Here is a 25,817-nt window from a genome sequence, read left to right on the forward strand (position 1 = left end):
GTCAGACCTGCCCGGCCGGGCAGGTTCAGCCCGGCCGAACCTGGCCTTGCCGGGCTGGTTTTTGGGGCTGGTGTGAGGGCTGATGAGAGGGGCTTTGTGCACTGAAAGGCCGGTGCGGGCAGGGATGGCCTTAGTGTCAGGGGAGCGGCTTTCAGTTGTGATAAAATCAGCCCCACGGACGGCGCCTTATCCGGGCGCTGCCTGACAGTGAAAGTGTTACTGTCAGGGACAGGCCGTGCTGGTCCTGGTACACAGTGCCTGAGTAGATTTTCCAAGAGACAGTGGTCGGGCTATGGACGCTCCATTTAAACCTAACAAGCGTTTCTCCTATAAAGAACAGGTGTCGCGATCGATCTCCTGGGGTCATTACTTTATCTTTCTTAATATCCTGCTCAGCTGCTTTCTGGGTACAGGATATGTCTATTCAGCTCCACCGGCACCAGACTTTTTAAGTTTTGTCTATCTCATCATTACCTGCCTGGGCCACATGTCATTTCTGACTGTAGTGGTCTTTCTGGTCATATTCTTCCCGCTTTCCTTCATTGGCAATTTTCGCTGGTACCGCGTACTGTCGGTAGTGCTGGCTGTTATCTGGCATACCCTCCTGCTCTTTGACATCAAGATCTATCTGATGGTCAAGGTGCATCTGAGCTTTACGGCCCTTAATCTCATTGTCCGTGAGCTTGATTTTGATACCGGCCTTAATTACAACTTCCTCTTTATTGCCGTGCCTCTGGTGCTGGCAATTGAAGCTGTCTTTGCCAAAATCACTACCCATTCGCTTTACCGCGCCCACCATCCTTATCTGGTGCGCTCGGTGCTGGCCGTAATCGGTGTGTGCTTTATCAGCTCCCATGTCATGCACATCTGGGCCGATGCCGCCCGCTATGAGCGTATTACATTGCTGCGCTCAACCTTCCCTGTGCATTACCCTATGACGGCCAAGTCCTTTTTGAGCAGCCATGGCTGGCTGTCTGAAGAGGAGTTAAGCCGCGAGCAGAGCCTGCGCTCAGAGTACATTCATTATCCGCTCAGCCCGTTAACCATTGACAGCTCGGCCACGCCGCGCAATCTCATTGTCATCGCCATCAACAGGTTCTCAAGCTCACATCTTACCCATGAGCTCACTCCGTCTTTAAGCGCTCTTGAGGAAAAGGCCCATAACTTTGATGAACACTATCTGCTCTATTCAGACGAGGGCGATAATGTCTTTTCCATGAATTTCGGCCTGCCTTTGCAGTATCGCAGCGCCATGATTTCAAGCCGCCTGCTGCCGGTAACGGCCGATGAAATGTTCCGTCAGGATTATGTGCGTCGCCTGATGGTCTCATCAGGCGCCACCCTGGGCCATCACGGCAGGGCTGCCACCGCTACCGCCAGATCCTCTGGCGCTCAGGGCGCCGCCGGCGCCGCCGGCAGTGCCCCGGTCCAGGGCGCACCGGCCCCGGGTGCCTCTGGCAGCAGTAAGGATAGTCAGCTTGATACCTATCTGCGTGAGCTGCTCAATAATTCAGGTCTGCGCAGCCCGCAGCTGAGCGTCTCAGGCAATGCCCGTGATCTCATGATCAATGCCCTGCATCAGATTGAAAGCTACCGCTCCAGTGAGCAGCGTCCTTTTGCCATTAATCTGGTGATTAACGATTTGCGCAGCTCTGAAGATGCCTCCCTTGAGTGCAGCCAGGTCCGTACGGCCGGCAAGGCCGCCGCCACCGGCGCAGGTGCCAGGGCAGGCGCCGCAGAGGGAGCTGCAGCAGGCGCTGCAGCTGCAGGCGTAGCAGATGCTCAGGGCGATGGCGGAGCTGATCGTGATGATTTGCTGTCCGCGCGCTTTGACCAGGCCCTATGTGCCCTGCCGGCCCGGGCCACTGAGGAGAGCTCAGGCGTGACTGCCGATGCTGACACTCAGGCTGTTATCACCTATGAGCACAATCTGCGCTATGTTGATGCCCTGATCGGCCTGTTTATGCAGGAGCTGAATAAATCAGGTCTCATGGACAATACCATGGTGATTATTACCTCAACTGAGGGCAATGATCTGCTCCGTCAGGATACCCGCCGCTATGATCGCCAGGTTCAGCATGTGCCATTGCTGGTATTCTGGCCGGATGGAGGCAAGCAGGGCCGCCACAGCGAAGTGCTCAGCTCCCCTGTCGATATCTTTGCTACTGTAGCAAGCGAGGTGGTCAATATCACCACGGCTCAGGGCAATTACACGCTCGGTGCCCAGCTGCGTACCCTTTCAGGCCGCGACCATCTGCTGGTTGACGGCTCAGATTATCTGATGCTTATTGGACGTGATGATACCGTTATCTACTCTCAGGACGGTGAATCCTATGTCGAGCGTCACAGTGAACGCGTGCAGGTAAGACCTAATCTTGAGAACCTCATTGAGGCCACACGCGATCTCAATCGTTTCCTGCGCTGATATTCAGTCAGGAGAACAAGGAATTTACACTTATGTACCTTACTCAGGAAAATTTTGAACAGACTTTCATGTCCTCAAAGGACAAGCCTGTTTTCTGCTTTTTCTACGATGCTGATCCCAGCTGCGATGCTGCCCGTAATGCCATTACCACAGCCATTTCTGACAGTAATGAGTATGTAACCCTGGCCATGTGCGATATCCAGGATCCTATGGTAAATGTGCTGGGCGGCCGTATGGGCCTGCGCACTCTGCCTACCCTGGTAGTAATCGACAATGGTCAGCCGGCTGCCATTTTGGAGGGCGACGGCATTATTGACGGCCTGCAGGAAACTCTCAATCAGTTCATGCCAGGCGAGGGCGACATGCTCATGCGCGCTGCTCTGGCCTCTGAGGCTGAGGGTGATCTCAACAATGCCGTAGCCAAAGCAGCTGAGGCTTTTGCTCTTGATGAGAGCAATCTGAGCTGGCGCTTTATCTACGCCCGTCTGCTCATTGCCGCCTTAAACACTGCAAAGGCCCACGAGCTTCTTGATAACCTTGGCCGTGAGGAAAAGCAAAGCCCTGAGTATCAGCAGCTCATGTCCGCTCTGGACCTTGCCGAGCAGGCTCAGAACAGCCCTGAGATGGTCGAGCTCAAGGAAAAGTATGAGCAGGATCAGTCAGCTGAAAATACTGTGGCCTATGCCGTGGCTCTGTCAGCTGCCGGCAAGAAGGAAGAGGCCCTGTCCATTTTATTTGCCTTCCTGAAAAAGGATCTGGGCAATGAGGACGTCAAGAAGACCTTCCTTGATATCCTGGCTACCATGGATGGTGATCCAAATCAGAGCCTCTACCGCCGCAGGCTCTACACCCTCATGTACTGATGGTGCCACGCGCCACGCGCAAGGCGCCTCGCGCGGCAGCGCACGGCGCAGCCATACTGCCCGTGGCGCTGCAGCAGCACAGCTGCCATGGCAACAAAAAGGCCGTCCCTTACAGGACGGCCTTTTTTGATGCCCGTAAGGCCAGAGAGCACAGTATGCACTCTGGCCGGTATCAGGTCAGATGCGTTCACCCTTGTGGTTGACGGGCTCGGCATTTGGCCACTTGACAATGAGGGTTTTGATAAAGGTGGCCAGAGGAATGGCAAAGAACACGCCCCAGAAGCCCCAGAGATTACCAAATATCAAAATGGCAGCCAGAATGGAGAAGGCATCGAGATTCATGGCTTTGGAGAAGAGCATGGGGGTAAGCACATTGCTGTCGAGCAGCTGAATGACTGTATATACGACCAGAACCCAGATTAGATCGGTGCTGAAGCCAAACTGGAAGATAGCTACCATGACCACAGGAATGGCAATGATCACCGCTCCTACATAAGGAATAACCACAGACAGACCTACGCCAACCCCAAGGAGCAGAGCATAGTTAACATCAAGCAGCATGAAAGCCAGCGTGTTGGCAATGGCAATGATGATGATGTGCAGGAGCTTGCCTCTGATATATCCACCTATCTGACGGTGTATGCTCGGCCAGAACTTGCGCATCAGCACCTGGTTGTTAGGCAGAATGAAGGTCAGGGCCCTGATCTGCAGCTGCTCTTTGTTATAGAGCATAAGGAAGGTGAAGATAGGGACAATAATGGCATAGACCAGCCAGGTAAAGGCATTGACCACTGATGGCATAAGCTGGGTGCGCATCAGATCAGCCATTTTGTTGGTGGCAGCCATGCGGGCATTGCGTACGCTCTCTTCAATCAGGCTCTGAGTGAGCATGCCTGGCAGGGGATCAGGCAGATTGAGCACCACATCATGCAGCTCCTTGGCAAGACGGGCATCAAAGTCAGTTACAGAGAGGGTAAATTCGTTTTCATTGCTGCTGAAATTAAATTGCTCACCTGATCCGTTGATGAGGGTAATCTGATAGCTGTCGTTATCGCCATTGTGACTGACGGCACTGACCTCACCATGATCAGATCCCGGCATACCCTTGCTGCCATCACGGCGGGCCAGCTCAATTTCAGCTGCTGCAAGAGCAGCACTGGCTACGGCCTGAGCCATTTTTTCCTTGCTCTGGGGATCAGCCCCATGACCCTCGGCACCAGGTCCAGTGATATAGACAATGGTAGTCTCGTTCTTGCGGCCATGATCACGGGCACTGAACATGGCCGGGCCATCAAGGGCAGCCTCAGCGCCCACACCGGCTCCAGCTCCGGCACCGGCGCTTGAGCCGTTCTGCTCTGACAGTGCCTGGACACCCTCAGGAGACAGATTACGGTCAGAGCCATCGCTGAGCACGCTGCCTGAGCCCGGGGTGCCGTCGCCGGCACCGGCACCAGTTGCGCCACCGGCAGCGGCGTCACCGGCTGCCCCACTGGCAGCATCGCCACCGGCTGCCCCACTGGCAGCAGCCCTTTTCCCTGTTACAGTGCCCGCACCTCCTGCTGTGGCTACATGGGCAAAGGCCTCGGCGGCTGAGCCAAGGGCGCTGGAGCCGCTGCGGTAACCGGCAGCTGCGCTGATGCCGGCCTCATTTGAAGCCGATGAGTCCTTAAGGGCGGAGCCATCGAGGCTGAGCCCCTGAGGGCTGTGAGCGCCAGCACCACCGGCGCCAGCACCACTGGCAGCGTCATCCTGACCTGCCTGAGCGCCGCCGCTCAGACTTTCAGGGGGAGACTGGGGCAGTTTGTCTGCAGAGGAGTCGTCAGTACTGAAAGAAACTACGGAATTGTAAAATTCGGCGCCCTGTTTGATGACATTTGGCACCAGCAGCAAGGTGGCTGATACCAGCAGAGAGCTGAATACAAACATGACTATGGTGGCGCCTATCTTGCGGGAAATGGCAAAGCGGCGCTTCATGTACTCGACAGGCCAGTCAAGGCAGAAGGCAAGACAAAGGGCTACGACAATAGGGCCTACCAGCCACATGAAGTAGTAGACGATGATAAAGGAGCCGGTGAGCACCAGAGCAAACTCAATGGTGCCAGGCTGGGAGAAGTGGCGCTCATACCAGCGCCTGAGCAGAGTGAACATGTTGGGGGTGGAGCCTTTTGTGGCACTGGGAAAAACAGCTCAGTGCAGTTATGCGCACTGATAAACGGCGTGCCGGCCGCACTCTTTTCCCGGAACGGAATTTTTTCTCAATTACAGATGTTAGTCTATATCAGCCGTCTCGTGATTAACAGATACCAGCCTCCCAAAGTGAAGATAAATTAACCATCACCACGGGCCCCGCCACAGCACAGACACAGGCAGCCACACCAGGCCGGCACCAGTGTCCTCCGGGGGCAGCCCGGCAACCGGCCGGGCCTGCACCAGCGGCCGCCTGGGGCCGGGACTGAGGCCATGGCCGGCGCCATGGCCTGGCGCGCATCGTACTGCAAAGGTGCAATTTACGGCTGCACAGGCTAACCTCACGCTAATCCTTGCTGCATATGCTAGAGTTTTACCATAAAGGGCGCCCCGCCCTGCCGGGCCCTGCTATGCCAGGCATCAGGTCAGGCGCCGGGGCGTGTGTTCAGGCGCCGGGGCGTGTGCCCATACCGCAGTCAGCTGGAGATAGATGATGATTAAACGGACAGCATCAAAAACAGGCCGTGCTCTTAAAAGACTGGCTGCAGGCGCGCTTGCAGCAGCAGTACTGACAATACCAGCTGCTGCTGCCGCTCCGGATGACAGCATTCTCATTCCTCAGATCGGTACAGCCGGTGTGCAGGGTATTACCGTGCAAAAGGAAATGGCCATAGGTGAGTTTTTCATGCGCACGGCCCGCTCACAGCTCAATGTGCTCGATGATCCGGTGCTCAGTGAATATGTCACTACCTTGGGCAACAGATTGCTTGCCCATGCCGATCATGTGAACTTTCCCTTTACCTTCTTTGTGGTCAATGATCCCAGCCTCAATGCCTCGGCCTTTCTGGGCGGCAAGGTGGCTATCAATACCGGCCTTTTCAACTATGCCATGACCGAAGATGAATTTGCCTCGGTTATTGCCCACGAAATTTCCCATGTCACCCAGCGCCACATTGCCCGATTTGTCGAGAGCATGACCGTAACCAGTCAGCTGTCCATGGCCGGTATGATTGGCTCCATTGTCATGTCCATTTTAAATCCGGCTCTTGGTATGGCCGCTCTGTCCACCACCATGGGCGCGCAGATGCAAAGCCGTATTAACTTTACCCGCGACAATGAGTATGAGGCCGATCGCCTGGGCATAGCCCTGCTTTATAAATCAGGTATGAATCCCTATGGCGCTGTGGACATGTTCAAGCGCCTGCTGGCCCAGCAGGGCAATATCAATCCGGCCTTTACTCTGCTTATCGACCACCCGCTCTCTGACATACGTGTAGCCGAGGCTCAGAACCGTGCTCAGATTTATGGCCGCCGTGAAAATTCCTCCAATGCTGACTATTTCATGGCTCAGGCCCGCATTGCCGTGCGCTTCTCAGGTCATAAGGACAAGGCTGATTTTCAGAAGCTCCGTGAGGTCATCAAGGCCAATGTCGACAAGCGTCCGAAAGCCTATGTCAACTATGCTCTGGCCCTGACCGAATATGAGCTTGAAAATTACGAGTCTGCTCTTTCGTATCTGGACAGGCTGCCGGTTAACAAAAACACCAGCCTTTTCGTGCTCGATCTCAAAACTGATATTGACCTTAAGCGCGGTCATGAGGCTCAGGCCATTGAGCGCCTGCAGGCCCGTTACCGCGTCATGCCGCGCAATCAGGTCATAGTGGCCAATCTGGCCTCAGCCCTGATTGAAAACAGACAGCTGACCCGGGCGCGCAGCGTGCTTAACAATTACCTGCGCCTGCGTCCTGATGATTTGCTGGCCCTGAGCCTGCTTGAGAAGACCCAGCGTGAGCTCAAGGACAAATGCGAGGCCCTGCAGACCAGGGGTGAAATCTATGCCCAAAGCGCCGCCTACCAGCAATCCATTGGCATTTATGGTCAGGCCCTGCGCGAGTGTACCCAGGAGCTCACCCGCGAGCGCATCAAGGCGCGCGTAGCTGAAATCTCCATGCAGCGCTCCTTTGACGAGGCCCTGCTAAGTCAGTAGTAAGGCCCGGCAGCCGCGCCGTCGCAGAGCTGTGGCGCTGCCTGCAGCTATGGCTCAGGCACTGCGCCCACAGACACAAAAGCCCCGTGAGCATCAGCTTACGGGGCTTTTGTATTTACAGAGCGGATAATGCTGCCCTGAGCTCTGAGCCGGAGCCGTGAGCAGCACCGGCCCTAGAGGGCGGCGCCCTGAATGGCAGGGGCGTTGCGGTTTGGCAGGCCGTTGCCCTGACCTACGTCACGGGCATCACGAATTTTGACCACATGGGCCGGAGCCACGTTGGCAGGGTTGATACGTGAGTCAGGACGGTTCTTGCTGGCAGGACCGATACGCTCAATCATGGCCGGGCGGATGTAGGCATTCTCCACAAAGCTGAAGTTCCATGGGGAGAGGTACTGGAACTCGCCGGCATGACGCATGGTGGCCGCAAGATTTTCGGCCTTGGAGTTGGTGGAAACCTCAAGTACCAGCTGACCGTTGTCAAAGCCGATAATGCGGATATCGCCGTCAAAGCCGTAGGACACCATAATCTGGCGCACAGACTGGACGTCTTGCAGGGATTTGACATTGCTGATGCTCATGCGCACAAAGCCCTCGCCAGGGCCGAGCATATCGATATCAACATTGCTGGCCTTCATGGCAGCAGGAGTCATCATCTGATCCTGATTTGCCTGCCAGGTCATAAGAGCACGGGCAATATCACCGGCGCCCAGAGAGGAAACCTCATCCATAAGACCGGTTACCGAGGAGCTTGATACCTGCTGGCCGTCACGGTTGTACAGATTCCACTTGAAAGTAACATTGCTCTCCTCTGGCACTGAGGTAAAGGATCCGGCAATGAAATAATCCGCACCGTAACGCTCAGAGGCTCTGGTCAGAGCCTCAATGTCCTGATCAAGCACAGTGGCCACCTTGATGTCCTTTATTTCCTGCAGATCAAGAATAGGGAAGATAAGACGGTATTTGTAATCTGAGGTGGCAGCCATGATGGACTGGGCAAAGCTGGTCAGATTCTGACCGGACACCAGGCTCATATTGGCGCTGCCGTCAAGACCGGCCATCCACACCAGCACAGGATTGGACAGGCCCTTCCAGGAGGAGGCACCTTCCTTTTTGAGAATGCTTTCAGCCATGGGAATGGAAAAGCGCAGGACCAGATTGCCATCGGCATCAGAGGTAAAGCTGCGCAGAGCCGGGGCCACATCATTGATGGTCAGTTTGGAGCTTTTGCCAAGGCCCAGGGTAATACCGCTTTCAAGGCTCTTAAAGCCGTCCATGACAGCATTGTCAAAGGTGGTCAGTACAGGCACGCTCACCTCCTGCACGCGCTCGGCATTACCGTCGAGCACACCAATGGTGGTGCCCTCACCGGTGCCAAGACCGTGATGACCGCCCAGATCAAGGCGCTTGTTACCTGAGCTCTGGTTTTCAAAGGTAAAGGCAGGACGCTTAGGTGCTGGGGCACCTACGGCAGCGGCAGCACCGGCACTGATTTTCTCAGGGGAAAAAGCGCCCACGACGCTGGCAGCCGGGCCACCAGCACGTGCTGCAGGAGCAGCGACACCACCTGCACGTGCAGCCGGTGCAGCTGCAGCAGCCTTGGCAACAGCGCCTGCCGGGGCAGCAGCTGGAGCAGCAGGGCGGGCCGGAGCGGCGCGCAGTTCAGCTGCTGCAGGAGCGGCCGGTGCGGTATTTTCCTGGGCGGCCATGGCAGAGGATGAACCCAGCACCATAGCCAGCGAAGCGGCCAGAAGCGATAGCCTGTGATTAAGCATGTTTGCGTCCTTTGCAGAAATCCTGTGCTCCATGAGCATGATTGAAACTGTAATGGTCAAAAAGACTGCCCGCTGCAGGCAGTAAGACACATCCACCGGCGCCTGAGCACCTGAGCACCTGAGCCGGCACCCAGGCAGTACTCTGGGGCCTGTGATGTACGGGGCAGCTGCGCCTGCATGCATGAATGCATGCATGAGCATGCTGCGCTCCATAACAGCAGGTTTCGACAGTGCATCTGACAGGGCATGCCGGAAACATGCCAGTTTGCCCAAACCCCCACTGCAGGCTCATGATAATGCATTGCATCATAGCACAGGCACAGGAAAGGGCAGGAATACAAAGCCCGCAGCTGTCAGTAAACAGGCGCGCCCGGCCCTGAGCTGCTCCAAAAAAGCACATGCTCGCCCTGCAGCTGTCACTCCCATAACGACAGGCCCAAAACGGCCCACGTGCAATCTCAGGTGCCGGATGGCCGACACCCGGGCATCTGGAGCTCAGGCAGGAGCCGGCCCGGCCTGCCTCATGGTACCTGCCAGAAGCGATCGGGGGTTCTGGTACTGGCGACTAAGCGCCCGGGCAGGGTGACAGGCCGCTGTCAGCTGTGACCGTGGACCTGACACCCGGGGGCTGTCAGCTGTGACCGTGGTCCTGACACCAGGGGGCTGTCAGATGTGACCAGGGGCATGGCTCCATGGTGGCAGAAATGCAGTCATAAAGGGTTAAAAAGCCGATAACTTTGCCGCTTTTTCTCAAGAATCGATGCTTTTGCTGTATAATTGGCCATTCATTTTTTCATGTTGCATACTGAGGCAATAATACATGGCTACCAATTTAACCTACAAAGACGCTGGTGTTGATATCGATGCCGGTGAAGAGTTAGTTGAGCGTATCAAGGGCCCTGTCAAGCGCACTTCCCGCCCTGAGGTTATCGGCGGTCTGGGTGGTTTTGGCGCCTTAACCCGTATTCCTAAGGGTTACACAGAGCCTGTTCTGGTTTCCGGCACTGATGGTGTTGGCACCAAGCTGCGCCTGGCCATTGATCTCAAGCGCCACAACACCGTGGGCCAGGATCTGGTTGCCATGTGCGTAAACGACTTAATCGTACAGGGCGCTGAGCCTCTGTTATTCCTCGACTACTATGCAACCGGCAAGCTCGATGTTGACGTAGCTGCTTCCGTAGTTACCGGCATTGCCAAAGGCTGTGAAATGGCCGGCTGTGCCCTGGTAGGCGGTGAGACTGCTGAAATGCCTGGCATGTACGAGACCGGTGATTACGATCTGGCCGGCTTCAGTGTTGGTGTGGTTGAGGCTTCCAGGATTATTGACGGCTCCAAAGTCAAGGCCGGTGACACCCTCGTTGCCATCGCCTCCAGCGGCCCTCATTCCAATGGCTACTCCCTGATCCGTCACATCTTCAAGCATGCCGGTGTTAACCCTGAGCAGGATACCCTGCCATCAGGCAAGACCGTTGCTGATGCCGTAATGGAGCCTACCCGCATTTTCGTCAAGCCGCTGCTTGAGCTCATCAGCAAGGTTGATGTGCACGCCATGGCCCACATCACCGGCGGCGGCTTCTGGGAGAATATCCCACGCGTGCTGCCTGAAGATGCCGTAGCCACCATTGATGCGGCTACCTGGCAGTGGCCGGAGATCTTTGAGTTCCTCAAGACCAAAGGCAATGTATCAACCTACGAAATGTATCGCACCTTCAACTGCGGCGTAGGCATGTTTGTCGCTCTGGATGCCGCTGACGCCCAGAAGGCTGTTGAGATTCTGACCGCTGCAGGCGAGAAGGCCTGGATTGCCGGCTCCATCGAGAAGCGCCCAGCTGCCGATGCCGCTCAGGTAACCATTCTCAACATGCAGGACTAATAATCCAGCGCCGCCTTGCCCAATGCAGGGCTTAATGAAAAAAGGCACAGGGCTCAGTCTCTGTGCCTTTTTTCATGGCCGCAGCCTGGCAGGAACAGCCCGCTGCCCATTAGCGCACGGCCATCCTGACCCACGCGTCCATGTCCGCTCCTGCAATGAGGGCACAGACAGCGCCGGGCAGCTCCGGTGCTGAGCAGCCCCCAGCTCCAGACCATGCTCTGGTCCATTGCTGGTCCATTGCCGGGGCCGGCCATGGGCGGGCAGCCTGCCCAGGCTTGATCAGTCCTGATTTCCCCGGTCGCGGCGCCGTGTATAATGGGGTTAGCATTATTTTCACATGCAGAAATATCAGGGACAGTGCGGTAAGGGCGCACAGTAAGCTGCAGATGCCTGACCATGGAGTGCAGGTGCCGCTGCAGCAGCTACAAGGAGAAGAAGGGGTATGTCATACAGCGCCAGACAGGTTACCAATGGTACCGAGCTGATAATGGCCGTTTATGAAGAGGAGCCGGAAATCATTGTTCAGGGCTCTCTGGCCTCAGGTGTTTACTATGGCTGCAAGAGCTTCAAGCGCCTTAGTGTCAGCCTTATTCTGCTTTTTATCTGCCTTTTTGCCTCCATCTACTATCCGGCCCTGATGCTCCCTGGTTCAGTGGTCTGCGCCGGTCTGCTGGCTCTGTTCAGTCTGCCCCTTATTTATCTGAGCTTTGCCAATATTTCCGTACGCATGATTAACCGTATCCGCAGGCTCTACCAGCCTGTTAAATTTGACCCGGCTGCTCAGACCCTGCGCCTGCGTTCCATCAGTGAAAGCTCAGAGTCTGCTGATGATATGCCGGTGCGCCGTCGCAATCTGAACAGGGAAAAAGCCGACAGCAAAAAGCAGTCATCAGACGAGCGTATCTGACGCCCCATGCGGCAGCTCGCCCACCCGGTGCCCGGCTGCCACCAGCTGTCCAAATATCCAGTCTCATACCGCGCTCTGCTCTTATCTTCATGCGCACGGCCCCTCCCCGCTCATGGCACCACAGCCTGATGCTGGGTTTTTATTTGCTCAGCAGCGCCCAGCCTGCATGCCTGCCATTTATCCGTCTCATTGCGCGGCGTGGTCGCAGCGCGCCATGCTCGCTGTGCGCCGTGCTCGCTGCGCGTCATGCTCGTTGTGCGTCGTGGTCGCAGCGCGGCATGCAGGCTTGGGCGTACCAGGCACAACCCTGGCCGGGGCGGCTGCATGTGGACATATTAAATGACCATGAGCTAATTTACGGCATTTAATGCCAGGAAAGTGATAAGCTTGGGGGCATATTATGAAGTGTGGTTTATGTTTTGACAGCACAGATATCTGGGGAGCGTGTTAAGTGAAGATTTCCCGCTGGCGTAAAGGCTCTGAGCCCAAGGAAAGTGACAAGACTGCAGCGCAGCCTCAGGAGGTCGCAACTGCATCAACAGCCCGTGACCGCCTGAGAGGCCTTTGGGGCCATCAGGACAGTGGCCTGTCCCCTGAGGACTCAGTTCCTGCCGCAGGCGCAGCTGCAGAGGACGGTGCCCGGGAAGCTGGTACCGGCGCCGACGGGGCAGCTGGCGCTGCTGCAGCTGCAGGCGCAGCCGCAGCTGCTGAGTCGTACGGCTCGGGCAGGATTGCCCGTGAGCGTCTTAATGGCCTGCTCACTGAGCGTCAGGCAACCGGGGAAAATTCAGTTGCTGAAGCTGCAGAGCCTGAGCTTTCAGCGGCTGCCAGTGCCCACATGCGTCTTAATACCGTCTTTATGGACAGCGATGAGTACCGCAGGCGCAAAGCCATGGCAGCAGCAGCTGCAGCTGTCGCAGCGGCCTCTGCAGCCACGCCTGCTGAAGCTGCCATGGCCACAGCAGCTGCGCCAGAGGCAGATGACTTTGACGAGACAGAGGACGCTGATGACTCAGATGAGCTGCTGCTGACCATCAAGACCCCGGCCAGGAAAACTGAGCTTGTTGCCAGTGATTTGCTGCAGCGAGTTGAAAATGGTAGTGATGGGGCAGTTGCAGGGGCAGCAGCCATGGCCGGTGACGGATCTGCTGCCATGGCCGGAGCCGGGGCTGTGACTGCTGCAGCATCGGATGCTGTGGCAGCAGGTGAGAGCGCCAGAGGACAGGGCAGTGAGGTAAATACTGTCTTTTATCCCGTGGTGGTCTATACCCCTGAGGAGCTTGATGAGGCCAGGCGCAGCGGTGCTGAGCGTATTCTGGTAAAGGGGGATCTTGCCCGCAAGCTGCGTACTGCATTTAAGGGACTGCGATCCATAGGCGCCGGATCTCTTAATTTGCTGGCTCTTGGTTTAAGCGGTGCTGCGCTCTTTGCGCCATTTACCGGTGGTGTTACCCTGGGAGCAGCCGGTACCGCCATGGGAACGCTGGGTGCCGCCCTGACCGCAGCAGCCATTGCAGCCATCTCTGCCATTGGTTTTACGCTGGTAATTGCCGTATTCAAAGGCTATGAGGAAGTGCGCCTTGGCGGCGGCGGTGTTGAGCTGGTAATCAGGAAAGGTAAAAAGAGCAGCCAGTAACAGAGGTCAAAAGTTTTTAACAGCCTGGTGCCGACAATAAAGATATATTGTGGCATGTGAATATATAAGGGGAACAGGGCTTTTTAAAAAAACCTGAATGCCCTGAGGCCCTATGCCCGGTCCGGCAGCCAGGCTGCATGCACGGTCATGACTTACAGTTACTGCTCATGCACAGCTGACAAAGAAAAAGACCAGTACCTCCCCAGGGAAGTACTGGTCTTTTTCGTTAAAGGGCGCGGGCTGCAAGCCCGCAGCCTTCTTTGCCCTGGGCGCCCTGAGTGCGTTTTATGCGACCGGGCTGTCCCCGTGGCGGCTCATGAGCGGCTGCAGCTGCAGCCGCCATGAGCAAGGTGCCTGAATGAACCTGGCGCAGGGCTGATAATTACAGGCCAATCTGCATTTCTGCGTTTACCTGGGCATCCTTGAGTACAGCATCGATGTCATCGCCACCCAGGACGCGCTGAAGGGCCTCGGTGCAGATAGACTCAATGGCATAGGTGTGAGGGCCATAGTTTACGGCAGGAATTTGATTGTTCCATTCGGCGAACATGTTGTAGATCTTCTGGCCGCCAAAGAATTCATTGGCCTTGTCGTAATTGGTGATCTTTGAGGTGTCCTTGAGGGCATTTACCAGGGAAATGCGTGGTACCAGATCATTGAGCAGCTCCTCGTTACCGGCCATGGTTTCCTTTAAGAAGTCCATGGCAATGTCGGCTTTCTTGGAGTAGCTGTTAACATACCACTGGGAACCGCCCAGATTGGAGTAGTGGGTGGCATTTTCCACAGTGCTGAGCTTTGGCAGAGGGGCAACACGCCACTTGCCAGCCTGATCCTTGCTGGCCTCGATGGAAGGGGTAATCCAGCAGCCCTGAATAACAGTGGATACAGCGCCCTGCTGGAAAGTGGCCAGCAGCTGGTTCCAGCCGTTGTAGTAGGTAACCAGATCCTCATCCTGCATCTTCTTGAGAATGGTCAGAGCCTCGCGGAAAGCGGCATTGTTCTCAAGATTTACCTTCTTGCCATCAGGAGTGGTGTACCAGGAGCCTGCTGACTGCATCATGACACGGACAATGCCGAGATCGCTAGGGTCATAGGCAAACAGGTAGGTTCCGGTCTTTTCCTTTACCTTTTTGCCCATTTCAATGAGCTTGTCCCAGGTAATGTCCTGAAGATCCTCAAGCTTGTAGCCGGCCTTCTCAAAGAGGTCGATACGCAGGAAAGTGGCAGTTACACCTGAGTCAAATGGTACGCCATAGTGCTTGCCATCATAGCTTGAAGCGGCAGTCTTGTAGTCTACGAAGTTTGAGACATCAACCTTGCCGTCAAGTGGCTTCATAAAGCCGTCATATCCGATAAGGAAGTTCTGAACACGATAGTCTTCCATCAGCACTACATCTGGCAGAGTGCGGGTGTTCTTGGCACCAAGGGAGGCATTGAGTTTCTGAATGATGTCTGGCTGACCGATGGACTCAACCTTGACCTTGACGTCAGGGTGCTGTGCTTCATAGCGCTCGGCAGCCATGCGGGCAGCCGGTACATTGAAGTGGTCATCCCAGCACCAGACCTTGATCTGGGTCTGAGCAGCCATGGCTGAAGAAGCCACGATAACACCTGAGCCGATCAGGGCAGCAATAACAGACTTTAATCTCATAACTCAATCCTCAATGACAATTCACACTGTCCTGACCTCAGTCTGAGCAGCAAGCTTCCTCTGGAGCGGACAGCAGCAACGGCAGGGACAAGGACACTGTGAAATTATAGGACAAATTGACAGGGGGCGTGCCTGCACAGGACTGTGCTAATGCCATAATGAGATTGATGTCTCATTTTAGCAATCGTTTTCATAAGTAAGCACTGCGGCCCGGTACGTAACCAGTGTGCACGCACCCGGTAACAGGCACGCAGCGTGCCCGTGCCACGCAGCGCGCCGCCTCCGGTGCCATACACGCCGGAGCGCAGGGCGCTGCGTCATGCGTTCTTGTTAAAGCCTGCAGCCTGCCTGTCGTGGGCAGGTTCAGATGCAACAGGCCCCGACTCAGCTTTTGCCGGGTCGGGGCCTGTGGTTAATTGCCAGGGGAGGACGCCAGCGGTCTATAAGGCCCGGCGTGCATCAGGCGCCGTGCATCGAGTGTCGTGTGGCGTGTGCGCCGAGCATCGGGCGCCGTGTGGTGAGAACTCAGGAACGCCTGTCAGTGAGCAGGTTTTCCATGCCCCTGATGAAGATATGGATAATCATGGTGTGGATTTCCTGCACGCGGTCAGCATAGCCCTCGTGAGGGACTATGATTGCAAGATCACACAGATCCTTGAGCTGTCCGCCATCCTTGCCCAGCAGGCAGATGCTCTTAATGCCTTTTTCACGGCAGACGCGGCAGGCTTCAATAATGTTTCTGGAGTTTCCTGAGGTGGAAATACCAAGGAAAACGTCATTTTTAAAACCGGCACCCTCAAGAAAGCGTGAGAAGACATAATCAAAACCGTAGTCATTGCCCACACAGGTGATATGGCATGGGTCGCAAATGGAAATGGCTGGCAGGGCCGGGCGGTTGAGGCGATAACGTCCGGTGAGCTCCTCGGCAAAGTGCATGGCATCGCACATGCTGCCGCCGTTGCCGGCGCTGATGATTTTGCCACCTGCACGTATGGAATCAACCATCATCTCAATGCCCTTTTCAATAAGCTCTCTGGTATCAGGGGCTTCGATGAAGCCTGAGAGCACAGCCTGGGACTCTTTGAGATCATCCATGACGTTAAAAGAAAGCTTATCCATAGAACATCCTCAATCACTAATCATAAACAGGTCCGGCAGAGCAAGAACCGGCCCGGACAGAGCACTGCGCTCAGGCAGCCCCCGGGCCGCCTGCTGCAGGACCGGCCGCAGGCCAGTCGGCGGGCACGGTCGGCAGAAACACGGTCAGCAGGACCGGCCGGCAGGGATATGGTCAGCAGACCCGGTCGGCAGGCCTGGTCGGCACGCAGGGCCGATGGGCCCGGGCCGGGACTGTCGGTGAGCGGTGCCTGAGTTAAACAGGGGTACGGCCCATTACACGGTCTTCCCATTCTTTATAGGCAGCGCCGTCAACCTCTTTGGCGCGGGCCAGGGCATCAAGCTCAGCCTGTGAGAGCAGGCGGGAGATAATCTCGCTCTTTTGCTCCTTGAGTCGCTTTTTGTAATCGCCCTTGCTCTCTTCCTTACCCTTTTCCAGATAAGGCATGTCGTATTCACGGCTCCAGTTGCTGCCAGCCATCTGCTGCTCGTTAACCACGGCTGTTTTACAGCCCTGAGCAAGGTCAATCATGGTATCGACATGTACGGCATGACGTGAGACCTCAACAGGCATGACCTTGAAGCAAAAGCCCTCAGGACGGCGCCAGCGTGATCCCTCCATGGCATTGCTTTCCATGGCCAGATTAAAGCCTGTCTGGCCACCGGTCATGGCCAGATAAACCTCAGCCAGAAGCTGGGCGTCCAGCAGAGCGCCGTGCTGAACACGGTGCTTGTTGCTGACGCCAAATTTGTTACAGAGGTTATCGAGATTTACCTGAATACCACGGTGCAGGCGCAGGGCCAGAGCCACAGTATCGGTAACCGAGGCCATGGAGGCTGTGGTCTCATTCAGTCCCATCAGGGCAAATTCGCGATCCAGGAAGGAGGTATCGAACTTGGCATTGTGAATGAGCAGCTCCGAGCCACGGATAAAGTCGATAAGCTCAGGGGCAATATCACGAAACAGCGGCTTGTCCTTGAGGTCGTCCCAGGTCATGCCGTGAACCCTGGTAGCGCCCTCATCTACCGGTCTTTCAGGATTGATGTAGACCTGCAGTTCGCGACCGGTAATGCGGCGGTCTATGATTTCCACACAGCCAATTTCAATAATTCTGTGATCGCCTGGAGTGCCGTCATCAGACTTGCCTGTAGTTTCGGTATCCAGTGCTACCTGTCTTAACATCTGCCTTTCCTGAAAATAAGGTCCACGTTCCCTGAAGCGTATCCCTCCGGCCCCTCATGACACTCAGCTGATGACTTGTCAGCAGGTATACGGGGCGGAGCGTACTGCCGCCTCAGCAATCAATGCACAAATATTAACCCATTGCAGGGACATTGTGAAAAATACCGGGCTCCACTCCGCCATTTTTGCAACTCTCTCTCCCTGCAGGGATGTGGCAGGAATGGGCATGGGCATGGTCAGGCAGGGGCAGGCCATGTACTGCCCGGCCTGACCTGACTGGCTGTCTTTGCCATACAAGGCTAGGCCACTGAGGCCATGGCTGTGCTGGGTCGGCTCCGGCGCCCGTGCGCTCAGGGGCTTTATGTGGACGGCTGCATGTGTGTGCTCTGGTGGCAGGGGGAGCGTGGGCAGCTGCTCTGGGGCCGTGCGGTCTGCATGCATGGGGCGCGTGCCCGGCTGGCTGCGTGGCAGGGGAGCTTTGAGTGCAGTTTGGGGCGGATTGGGCTGTTCGGGAGGGCTGTTCGGGTGGTCTGTTTGCCTGGTTTTGCAAAAATTACATTCAATACGGTTGTATATGAGGGTAAAAGGGGGGTAACTTGTATGCTGACATGGCCAGGTTAAAGAAAATTTATCAAATTGATGCGAAAAAGTGACTTTTGCATGAGACAAATGGCCTGTTTATCAGCTTTTTGTGTTTGCCTGTGAAATAAAGATCCGCAAATATCTATATGTTTTGCTTTTGCGGGTATTAGTTAAGTAAGTTTATAAATTAAGGTGTTTAAGTCAGGCTGCATAGAACCGCCGCTTATCCATATTCACTCTTGTATACCAGAGAGGGGTTAAAAGGGGCTCCAGGTGACCTGCCTGGTGCAGTGGGTAAATCAAAAATCCCGTAAATACGCTCTTTTTGCCGGGAGATTTATGACGAAGATTTATCGTTTGGGGGTGTTTTGTCCTCAGATTGCGCATAAAATCATGTCTCTGTGCCGGCATGGCAGCCCGAGGTCGCCGTCAGAACGGGGATTATGTATCTTGTATAGATATTACTGATATACAAGTGCCCGGCCTTACAAAAATGCGATATTTACGTGCCATTAAGCAAGATTCATAGTTGCATATTTGTAAGCATTGTAAATGTGTTACGGCGTGAGCTGCATTGCTTAATTGTTATAATGTGTGTGCCTTTAGCATCGTCTGGCCAAAGTCCATCACTGATGTGGTAACAGCTGCGTCAATGAGGAATCAGGACAGGATGTTAAGGCACCTTCAGGTCTTGTCAAAGACGCTGTTGCGCTGTACCTTGCTGTTCCTGTTCGCAGGTCTCATGCTGCAGGCACAGACTTACAGTTACCACAAATACGGCGTTTGAGATGAAGGAAATCTACATTTATACCGACGGTTCCTGTCTGGGCAATCCCGGCCCGGGTGGATATGGTGCAGTCCTGAAATACAGGGAGCACATCAAGGAACTGTCAAACGGCTATGTCAATACGACTAACAACCGTATGGAATTAATGGCCGTTATTGCTGCCCTGCAGATTCTTGTAGAGCGCTGCCACATCCATATGACCACTGACAGCATGTACGTCAAAAACGGCATTGAGTCATGGATCAGGGGATGGAAGAGAAATGGCTGGATTACCAGAACAGGTGAGGCGGTTAAAAACGCTGATCTGTGGAAGCAGCTTGACTCTTTAAGCGCGGAGCATGAAATCACGTGGCACTGGGTAAAGGGACACAGCGGTCACAGCGAAAACGAGCGCTGCGACGAGCTGGCCCGCAGTGCAGCTTCCAGAAACAAAAGGGCATTACAGAAGGATGATTCCCGGCCTTAGCAACGGGCAAGGGGCATGACAGTGCTGACAGCTGGCGCAGGTAGGCTCAGTTGTCGAGTCATTCTCAGGAAGGGTAACAAGGGAAATGAGGCAGGCAGAACGCTTGCCCTTATATGAATCTGACCTGGCCATGAGGCCTGTCGAGATTGAGAGAGTTTTTCTGGACAATTAGCCATTTGTATGCGCCTTTGCGGCTGCATAATTATCACACAAATGGTTTGAATGCATAGCTCCGGTAATGCTGTGTCATCTGTTTTGCCGACATCGTCAAGCAGCTTACGGAGCACTGGTCAGTTTTATTTCCAGAAGTCCTGTACTTTTAGAGTTAAGTGTCAGGTAAAAGTTTCCGACTGTCGGAAAATTTTTCCGATTTATGTTCAAAAGCTTGAGTAAGATCACAAAATATTCCAGCTGAGAACAGGAACTGATGCCTAGCGTTAATCGCCTGTTCACCGCAAATTGTGTTTACAAGCCTTTTGCGTTGTGCGCTGTCTGCCCTGTGCTGCAGGGCTGGTCTGTACGTTCACTGCGTACAGGTGACGGGCACGACAGTGCGTTAGCCGCTGCTTCAGAAAGGTGAAACTTGCAGCCCGGTGCGGGCTGATCATTTCTGGAAAGTGCAGCTGACCGCCAGGCCTCACGGCAATGAGTTCTGTTGCTCACGCCGGCCGGGGACCAGTTCTGCATGCGTCAGTGCATCAATGGATGTAATACGTCTTCAGTATCTTCGGTTTTGAGCGCCTTCTGCGTGTTTAACAATTGGCATTTATGCCAGGCGAAGTGGAATGATTCATAAGAGTTTTACCGTCTTATTAAGCTCCTTATTTTCTTTACTCATCATTTCTGGCTGCTCCAGCGATCGTAATAACAATGCAGCCGTAGAGACCATGGTCGAAAAAACACCGGATGTCCAGAGCATGTCCGGTTCTGCAGACCACAATTCTGACAGCTCCTCATCTGAAAAGAGCTCCGACAACAGCTCTGAACACAGCAAGAGCGCAGACATGACTGCTGCTGCTGTGGTACTTGAAGATCCTTACTACAATTCCTCAAAGGAATACGGCTCCCTGTGGAAGAGCGATCTTTTTGACAGCAGCCGTTTCACCATGAAGATTGATCTCAATGATGCCGAGCGCAAGGAAGCCCGCATTCTGGCCCGCTCCTTTGAATCTCACATGGGACGTGGCAAGGTTTTCATGCACTACCTGCTCTCCGAGCTCAAGGCCCGTAACCTGCCTGCTGAACTGGCGGCCGTACCTCTGGTAGAGAGCGGCTTTAAGAACCGTGCCCGTTCACATGCCAATGCCCATGGTCCATGGCAGTTTACCCGTCGTACCGGTAAGAGCTTCGGTCTTTCCGTTAATGACAAGTATGATGAGTTCTATGATTTCGTAGCCTCAACCCGGGCCTCCCTGACCTACCTTGAGCACCTGTACAGGCAGCTGGGCAATAACTGGGATCTGGCCCTGGTGGCCTACAATCAGGGCGAGTTTGGCGTAAAGAAGCTGATTCGTCGTGCCAGAGCCAATGGTGTTAAGAACATTACTGCCGAAACCATCAAGCTCACCAAAGGCGGCCGTACCTACTTAAAGCGTTTTAAGGCCTATGCTGCAATTCTCCAGAATCCTGAGAAGTTTGGTGTAGAGCACCCAGCCGTCGATAACCGCGTAGCTTTCAGACGCGTTCAGGTTGCCGGCCGCGTAGCCAGCATGACTGAAGCTGCCCGTATGTCCGGTGTCGACATCAAGGTCTTAAAGCACCTCAATGCCGGATATTTAACCGACTCACTTATCAGCTCCAAGAACCATGGTCTGCTGGTTCCATCAGAAAATGCCTGGCAGTTTGAAAAGGCTATTGGTCACAAGGTCTTCATCTCCTCTCCTGGTTATGAGCTGACCAGTGTCAATGTTGACCACGCCAAGGGCAGCAATGTCAACTGATATTGCAATCAGCGCTGACAGCACTACAGTGCTGATTTAGCAACCGGCGCTGGTATCACCACAGTGCCGATTTAGCAACCGGCGCTGGTATCACTGATATCTCCACAATTCAGCAGTCTTTAAATTTTCTGATACTTTAAAAAGGTCCGTGGGCTTCAGCCTCCGGACCTTTTTTCAACCTGCCAGACAGAACCGTTTCTGACAGCCATCCGGACCGTTCCGGTCCGCAGCGCCGCCGCGCTGCACCAGCTGCATGGATCTGGCGGCCTTCACCAGGCGGCAGCCCGGTGCAGCTGTGCAGCGCAGATGCCTGCGGCGGCTGGCCTGTACGTCTGAAGTCAGGGCGGTCAGGAATTGGGATGGGATGGGATGGGATGGGATAAGGGGGATTAATATGAAGCGTTATGAGTACACACCTGATATGATTTCGGAGCTGGCTCCGGGCGAGATATTTGTTTTTGGCTCCAATCTGCAGGGCATGCACGGTGGGGGAGCTGCATACATTGCCTGCAGGAAGTTTGGCGCCGTAATGGGCCATGGTGTGGGCATGCAGGGTCAGTGCTATGCCATACCTACCATGCATGGCGGCCCTGATGCCATTGCCCCTTATGTCGATGAGTTTATCGACTATGCCCGTGATCATCCTGATCTGTGCTTTCTGGTCACCCGTATTGGATGCGGCATTGCCGGCTTTGCCGTGAGTCAGATAGCCCCGCTCTTTGCGCGCGCCCTTGAGGTGGACAATATTGTTCTGCCCCGTGATTTCGTGCAGGTTCTCAGGGGCTGAACGCGCCGCCGGGGCTGGTCCGTGCCGGACCAGTCCCGGGGTTGCAATGATGAGATTCTGGCCCTGGCCGCAGCCGATGCAGGCCCGGCCTTGATGTACAAACACAAAAGCCCGCAGCTGAGGTTCAGTTGCGGGCTTTTTTGCGGCCATGTAAGGCGCGGGGCGGCTGGGCGGGTCAGATTGGGAACTGGCGGCGGCTGAAGTCGGGCCTTGCTGTGGTGTTTGCCTGGTTCTGGTTGTCGACAGTAATGATTTCCGGACGCAGATCTTCGCCGGTGGCGCGCTTTTGAGCCAGCTCCATGACAATGGTGCACAGCTCATTGAGATCCTCAGGGTTGAGGTTGCGGCGGGCATAGCAGCACAGAGGCCGTTTGATGGCCTTGCCCTCGCTTACTATTTCATAGCGGTGCACCTTGTGATAGGTGCTGGCATCACCTCGCATCAGACTGCGATCGACAATCATGGCGCATCGGCCATGCTGCTGAATGATCCGGCGGCCCTCATGCACTGACGGTACGCTGATGCATGAGTTGAGGTCTATGCCCAGCATGTTGCTCACTGCATACTGCTCGTCAGGCAGATGTTCCTCATCGCAGACCATGGCGATTTTAAAATCGCCGAGCCGGACGGCCTCTACCTTGAGCTTGCTGCCCGGACGGGAAGGCATTTCAATGCTGCGGGGAATTTCCACATAGGTTTTAGCTGCAAACAGACGGGCCTTGGTAAAGGAGTCTGAAGCATTGAGGCGGCTTTCCCATGATATAAAGGCATTGAGAGCGCCTGAGCCAAAAAGCTCATAGAGCTCATCATGACTGCCGTACTGCAGCGACAGTTCAAAGCCGGTACGGTTGGTTACCTGCTCCATGAGGCGCTCGGGCAGGTCAGAGCAGTCCATGGAGGAGAGCAGACCAAGGCGTAAGGTGGAGCCTGAGTTGCGGTGGACGCGCTGTACCTGTCCGGCAAGGCTTTCCACCTGGGCAGTAAGCTTTACGGCACGCTCGTACAGAAGCATGCCTGCAGGGGTTACGCTGAAGTGTCGTCCCTTTCTGGTTACCAGAACCACTTCAAGCTCCTGCTCCAGATTTTTAATCTGCTGGGACAGAGCTGACTGGGTAATAAAGCATTCCCGGGCCGCCTCAGTAAAGCTGTGCCTGTCTACCAGAGAAATGAAATAGCGTAACTGATGAAATTGCATGATTGACCAGTATGGGCATGTTCAGGTCCGGCCTGATTTCAGGCTGACCGTGGCCATGCTTGCGCCTGCAGTGACAGATCAATGGCACAGGCTGCTTTGCAGCAGCTCTGTCCTTGCAAGCTTCAGCAGTGCCAGCAGGGCAGGAAAAATAAGGTGCAGTTCCCATGGTTCTCCGGGGCCGCATGGCTGCAGCATGCCTGCTGGAGGCTCGCTGCAGGCTCCGTGCGGCACCAGGAGAGCTGTGGGCAGCAGATTAGACAGTGATGCCGTGCTCAGCCAGCAGTGCGATTAGATCGTCCTCAGAGTAGACGGTCACACCCAGCTCATTGGCCTTGGTGAGCTTGGAACCGGCGGCTTCACCGGCTACTACGGCAAACACTTTCTTTGACACTGATCCTGATACCCGGGCACCAAGTTTCTCCAGCAGCTCCTTGGCTTCATTGCGCTTGAGCTTCTCAAGAGTACCGGTGAGTACAAAGGTCTTACCGGCATAAGGCAGATCATCGGTATTCATTTCGCTGACCTGAGGGCACTCTTGAAGTTCAAGGGCAGCTTCATTGAGCAGACGGTCAATGACAGTACGGTTGTGCTCTTCGGCAAAGAAGTCGATGATGTGGCGGGCTGCAACATTGCCAATGTTAGGAATGGCAGTAAGCTGCTCAGGGGTAGCCTGCATCAGTTCCTGGACAGTACGGAAGTAGGAGGCCAGCAGTCTGGCTGTGGAGCTGCCTACCTCACGAATGCCCAGAGCATAAACAAAGCGGTTTAATGGACGCTTGCGTGACTCCTGAATGTTAGTCACGATACGTTTGGCAGTAGCCTTGCCCAGCAGACGCTGCTTTGCTGGCTCAGTGTCAGTAGCCGGAGTCTCGATGGTCATTTTGGAAAGCGTTTCTTCATCAAGAACATAGAGATCAGCTACATTTTTGATCATGCCCTGATTGATCATGCCCTCAACAATGCGGCCGCCCAGACCATCAATATCCATGGCCTCGCGCTCGGCAAAGTGCTCAATTGCCTGACTGAGCTGCTTGGGACAGAACAGACCGCCGGTGCAGCGCCATACGGCCTCATCACCAACACGCTCAAGTGCAGAACCGCATTCAGGACAGGATGCAGGGAAGACAACCTCAGAGAGCTCGGCGCCCTCACGTCTGTCCTTGACCACGCCTGCAATCTGAGGAATAACGTCACCGGCGCGGCGCACAATGACCATGTCACCTACCTTGATATCAAGACGGCGAATTTCCTCTTCGTTATGCAGGGTGCAGTTGGAAATGGTGGTACCGCCTACATAGACAGGCTGGAGACGGGCAACAGGAGTAATGGCACCGGTGCGTCCTACCTGGAAGTCCACGGCCAGCAGGCGGGTCATTTCTTCTTCAGGAGGGAATTTGTAGGCTACAGCCCAGCGTGGGGCCTTGGAGGTGGCGCCAAATTCAATCTGAGTGGCAATGTCATTGATCTTGAGTACTACGCCGTCAATATCGTAGTTGAGATCAGGGCGGGTTTTGCCTGTTTTCTCATAGAAAGTGCGCAGGCCTTCAATACCGTTTAATACCTCGACCAGTTCATTTACTGGCAGTCCCAGGCTCTTTAGGTACTGCAGACGGCCAAACTGGGTATCAGGCAGTCCTGAGGATGTGCCTTCAACAGCATTTTCAGCGCTGCTGTCAGCATCGATAATGCACTCACCTATGTAGTAGGCGTAGAAATCCAGAGGGCGGGTAGCAGTAATGCGGGAGTCCTGCTGACGCAGAGAGCCGGCAGCGGCATTGCGCGGATTGGCAAATGGCTTCTGGCCGTTGGCGCGGGCATTTTCATTCCAGCGGGCAAAGCCGTCGCGTGGCATGATGACCTCACCACGAACATCAAGGTAATCAGGGATACGCTCAGCCTGGAAGGCAGTATCGACAGCAGCTTTGGCACTGCCGGTCTGACTTGCCAGATGCAGGGTCAGAGGGATGCTCTTAATGGTTTTTACATTGGCTGTAATGTCCTCACCTGTGGAGCCGTCGCCACGGGTGGCCGCTCTTACCAGAACGCCCTTTTCGTAAATAAGGCTGACAGCAAGGCCGTCAAGCTTGGGCTCACAGCAGTACTCGACCTCATGGCCCTCAGCTTCAAACATGCGATCATTGAAGTCACTGAGCTCGTTGTCATTGAAGATATCGCGCAGACTCATCAGACGTATGCGGTGAGCCACAGGGGCAAAGTCATTGGATACGGCATCACCTACACGGCGGGTAGGGGCATCAGGATCCTTATAGCCTGTTGCGTTCTCAATGGCCTCAAGCTCGTGATAGAGGCGGTCATATTCGGCATCAGGTACTTCCGGGCTGTCCAGATAGTAATAGGCACGGGCATAGCGGTTGAGCTGATCAATAAGCTTGCGGTAATGCTCGCGGCTGGTATCTTCCGGCATATTTTCAATGACTGATAAAAGGTCGGTCATGT

General features: G+C 55.0%; 16 protein-coding genes. 9 read left to right on the top strand and 7 right to left on the bottom strand.

Going from position 1 to position 25,817, the window contains the following annotated elements; genetic code table 11:
- Nucleotides 1–292 precede the first annotated feature (292 nt).
- The gene (locus MXE41_RS02225) at nucleotides 293–2,425 is read left to right on the top strand and encodes a DUF3413 domain-containing protein (protein ID WP_247099206.1); all 2,133 of its coding nucleotides are present in this window, start codon (nucleotides 293–295) and stop codon (nucleotides 2,423–2,425) included.
- Between the two features lie 32 nt (nucleotides 2,426–2,457).
- Nucleotides 2,458–3,288, top strand: a complete 831-nt coding sequence (locus MXE41_RS02230) for a tetratricopeptide repeat protein (RefSeq protein WP_246977497.1) — start codon at nucleotides 2,458–2,460, stop codon at nucleotides 3,286–3,288.
- 177 nt (nucleotides 3,289–3,465) lie between these two features.
- On the opposite strand, the gene MXE41_RS02235 is transcribed toward MXE41_RS02230, so the two are convergent.
- On the bottom strand, nucleotides 3,466–5,436 hold the full coding sequence (locus tag MXE41_RS02235) for an AI-2E family transporter (protein ID WP_247099207.1): 1,971 nt from the start codon (nucleotides 5,434–5,436) through the stop codon (nucleotides 3,466–3,468).
- Between the two features lie 529 nt (nucleotides 5,437–5,965).
- On the opposite strand from MXE41_RS02235, the gene MXE41_RS02240 reads away from it, so the two are divergent.
- Nucleotides 5,966–7,462 (top strand): M48 family metalloprotease, encoded by a 1,497-nt coding sequence (locus tag MXE41_RS02240; protein ID WP_247099208.1) that lies wholly within the window; start codon nucleotides 5,966–5,968, stop codon nucleotides 7,460–7,462.
- 173 nt (nucleotides 7,463–7,635) lie between these two features.
- Here MXE41_RS02240 and MXE41_RS02245 read toward each other — a convergent pair whose 3' ends face one another.
- A complete protein-coding gene (locus MXE41_RS02245) occupies nucleotides 7,636–9,297 on the bottom strand; it encodes a DUF2066 domain-containing protein (protein ID WP_247099209.1) in 1,662 nt (553 codons plus the stop codon).
- 760 nt (nucleotides 9,298–10,057) lie between these two features.
- Here MXE41_RS02245 and purM point away from each other — a divergent pair.
- The 3 genes from purM to MXE41_RS02260 all read left to right on the top strand — a co-directional run bounded on the left by purM (nucleotide 10,058) and on the right by MXE41_RS02260 (nucleotide 13,653).
- Nucleotides 10,058–11,110: a phosphoribosylformylglycinamidine cyclo-ligase gene (gene purM / locus MXE41_RS02250; RefSeq protein ID WP_247099210.1), complete on the top strand. Its 1,053-nt coding sequence runs from the start codon at nucleotides 10,058–10,060 to the stop codon at nucleotides 11,108–11,110.
- Between the two features lie 442 nt (nucleotides 11,111–11,552).
- The gene (locus MXE41_RS02255) at nucleotides 11,553–12,017 is read left to right on the top strand and encodes a hypothetical protein (protein ID WP_246977492.1); all 465 of its coding nucleotides are present in this window, start codon (nucleotides 11,553–11,555) and stop codon (nucleotides 12,015–12,017) included.
- Nucleotides 12,018–12,468: 451 nt separating this feature from the next.
- A complete protein-coding gene (locus tag MXE41_RS02260; protein WP_247099211.1) occupies nucleotides 12,469–13,653 on the top strand; it encodes a hypothetical protein in 1,185 nt (394 codons plus the stop codon).
- Nucleotides 13,654–14,035: 382 nt separating this feature from the next.
- Here the strand turns inward: MXE41_RS02260 and MXE41_RS02265 are convergent, their stop codons facing one another.
- The 3 genes from MXE41_RS02265 to dnaQ all read right to left on the bottom strand — a co-directional run bounded on the left by MXE41_RS02265 (nucleotide 14,036) and on the right by dnaQ (nucleotide 17,603).
- Nucleotides 14,036–15,304: a sugar ABC transporter substrate-binding protein gene (locus MXE41_RS02265; RefSeq protein ID WP_247099212.1), complete on the bottom strand. Its 1,269-nt coding sequence runs from the start codon at nucleotides 15,302–15,304 to the stop codon at nucleotides 14,036–14,038.
- Between the two features lie 525 nt (nucleotides 15,305–15,829).
- Entirely contained in the window at nucleotides 15,830–16,423 is a 594-nt protein-coding gene (gene gmhA, locus MXE41_RS02270) for a D-sedoheptulose 7-phosphate isomerase (RefSeq protein ID WP_247099213.1), read from the bottom strand.
- 253 nt (nucleotides 16,424–16,676) lie between these two features.
- On the bottom strand, nucleotides 16,677–17,603 hold the full coding sequence (dnaQ, locus tag MXE41_RS02275; RefSeq protein WP_246977488.1) for a DNA polymerase III subunit epsilon: 927 nt from the start codon (nucleotides 17,601–17,603) through the stop codon (nucleotides 16,677–16,679).
- 1,370 nt (nucleotides 17,604–18,973) lie between these two features.
- Between dnaQ and rnhA the strand changes: the two genes are divergently transcribed.
- From rnhA to MXE41_RS02290, 3 genes are all read left to right on the top strand, one after another.
- Complete coding sequence (gene rnhA, locus MXE41_RS02280; RefSeq protein ID WP_246977487.1) at nucleotides 18,974–19,438, top strand: ribonuclease HI; 465 nt, start codon at nucleotides 18,974–18,976, stop codon at nucleotides 19,436–19,438.
- 785 nt (nucleotides 19,439–20,223) lie between these two features.
- Nucleotides 20,224–21,378: a lytic transglycosylase domain-containing protein gene (locus tag MXE41_RS02285; RefSeq protein WP_247099214.1), complete on the top strand. Its 1,155-nt coding sequence runs from the start codon at nucleotides 20,224–20,226 to the stop codon at nucleotides 21,376–21,378.
- 394 nt (nucleotides 21,379–21,772) lie between these two features.
- Nucleotides 21,773–22,165 (top strand): hypothetical protein, encoded by a 393-nt coding sequence (locus tag MXE41_RS02290; protein WP_247099215.1) that lies wholly within the window; start codon nucleotides 21,773–21,775, stop codon nucleotides 22,163–22,165.
- A 175-nt stretch (nucleotides 22,166–22,340) separates the two neighbouring features.
- Here the strand turns inward: MXE41_RS02290 and MXE41_RS02295 are convergent, their stop codons facing one another.
- Both MXE41_RS02295 and ligA read right to left on the bottom strand, forming a co-directional pair.
- Nucleotides 22,341–23,360 carry a LysR family transcriptional regulator gene (locus tag MXE41_RS02295; protein ID WP_247099216.1) on the bottom strand — a complete coding sequence of 340 codons (1,020 nt, stop codon included), beginning with the start codon at nucleotides 23,358–23,360 and terminating at the stop codon, nucleotides 22,341–22,343.
- 253 nt (nucleotides 23,361–23,613) lie between these two features.
- The gene (ligA, locus tag MXE41_RS02300) at nucleotides 23,614–25,785 is read right to left on the bottom strand and encodes an NAD-dependent DNA ligase LigA (RefSeq protein ID WP_246977535.1); all 2,172 of its coding nucleotides are present in this window, start codon (nucleotides 25,783–25,785) and stop codon (nucleotides 23,614–23,616) included.
- Between the last annotated feature and the right edge of the window lie 32 nt (nucleotides 25,786–25,817).

This window comes from Anaerobiospirillum sp. NML120449, assembly GCF_023051105.1.
Taxonomy (GTDB): domain Bacteria; phylum Pseudomonadota; class Gammaproteobacteria; order Enterobacterales; family Succinivibrionaceae; genus Anaerobiospirillum.

What these genes read in the sequence shown, in the direction of transcription:
- MXE41_RS02225 (WP_247099206.1), top strand. Translation starts at nt 293, where the DNA reads ATGGACGCTCCATTTAAACCTAACAAGCGTTTCTCCTATAAAGAACAG.
- MXE41_RS02230 (WP_246977497.1), top strand. Translation starts at nt 2,458, where the DNA reads ATGTACCTTACTCAGGAAAATTTTGAACAGACTTTCATGTCCTCAAAG.
- MXE41_RS02235 (WP_247099207.1), bottom strand. Translation starts at nt 5,436, where the DNA reads ATGTTCACTCTGCTCAGGCGCTGGTATGAGCGCCACTTCTCCCAGCCT.
- MXE41_RS02240 (WP_247099208.1), top strand. Translation starts at nt 5,966, where the DNA reads ATGATGATTAAACGGACAGCATCAAAAACAGGCCGTGCTCTTAAAAGA.
- purM (WP_247099210.1), top strand. Translation starts at nt 10,058, where the DNA reads ATGGCTACCAATTTAACCTACAAAGACGCTGGTGTTGATATCGATGCC.
- MXE41_RS02255 (WP_246977492.1), top strand. Translation starts at nt 11,553, where the DNA reads ATGTCATACAGCGCCAGACAGGTTACCAATGGTACCGAGCTGATAATG.
- MXE41_RS02265 (WP_247099212.1), bottom strand. Translation starts at nt 15,304, where the DNA reads ATGAGATTAAAGTCTGTTATTGCTGCCCTGATCGGCTCAGGTGTTATC.
- gmhA (WP_247099213.1), bottom strand. Translation starts at nt 16,423, where the DNA reads ATGGATAAGCTTTCTTTTAACGTCATGGATGATCTCAAAGAGTCCCAG.
- dnaQ (WP_246977488.1), bottom strand. Translation starts at nt 17,603, where the DNA reads ATGTTAAGACAGGTAGCACTGGATACCGAAACTACAGGCAAGTCTGAT.
- rnhA (WP_246977487.1), top strand. Translation starts at nt 18,974, where the DNA reads ATGAAGGAAATCTACATTTATACCGACGGTTCCTGTCTGGGCAATCCC.
- MXE41_RS02285 (WP_247099214.1), top strand. Translation starts at nt 20,224, where the DNA reads ATGATTCATAAGAGTTTTACCGTCTTATTAAGCTCCTTATTTTCTTTA.
- MXE41_RS02290 (WP_247099215.1), top strand. Translation starts at nt 21,773, where the DNA reads ATGAAGCGTTATGAGTACACACCTGATATGATTTCGGAGCTGGCTCCG.
- MXE41_RS02295 (WP_247099216.1), bottom strand. Translation starts at nt 23,360, where the DNA reads ATGCAATTTCATCAGTTACGCTATTTCATTTCTCTGGTAGACAGGCAC.
- ligA (WP_246977535.1), bottom strand. Translation starts at nt 25,785, where the DNA reads ATGCCGGAAGATACCAGCCGCGAGCATTACCGCAAGCTTATTGATCAG.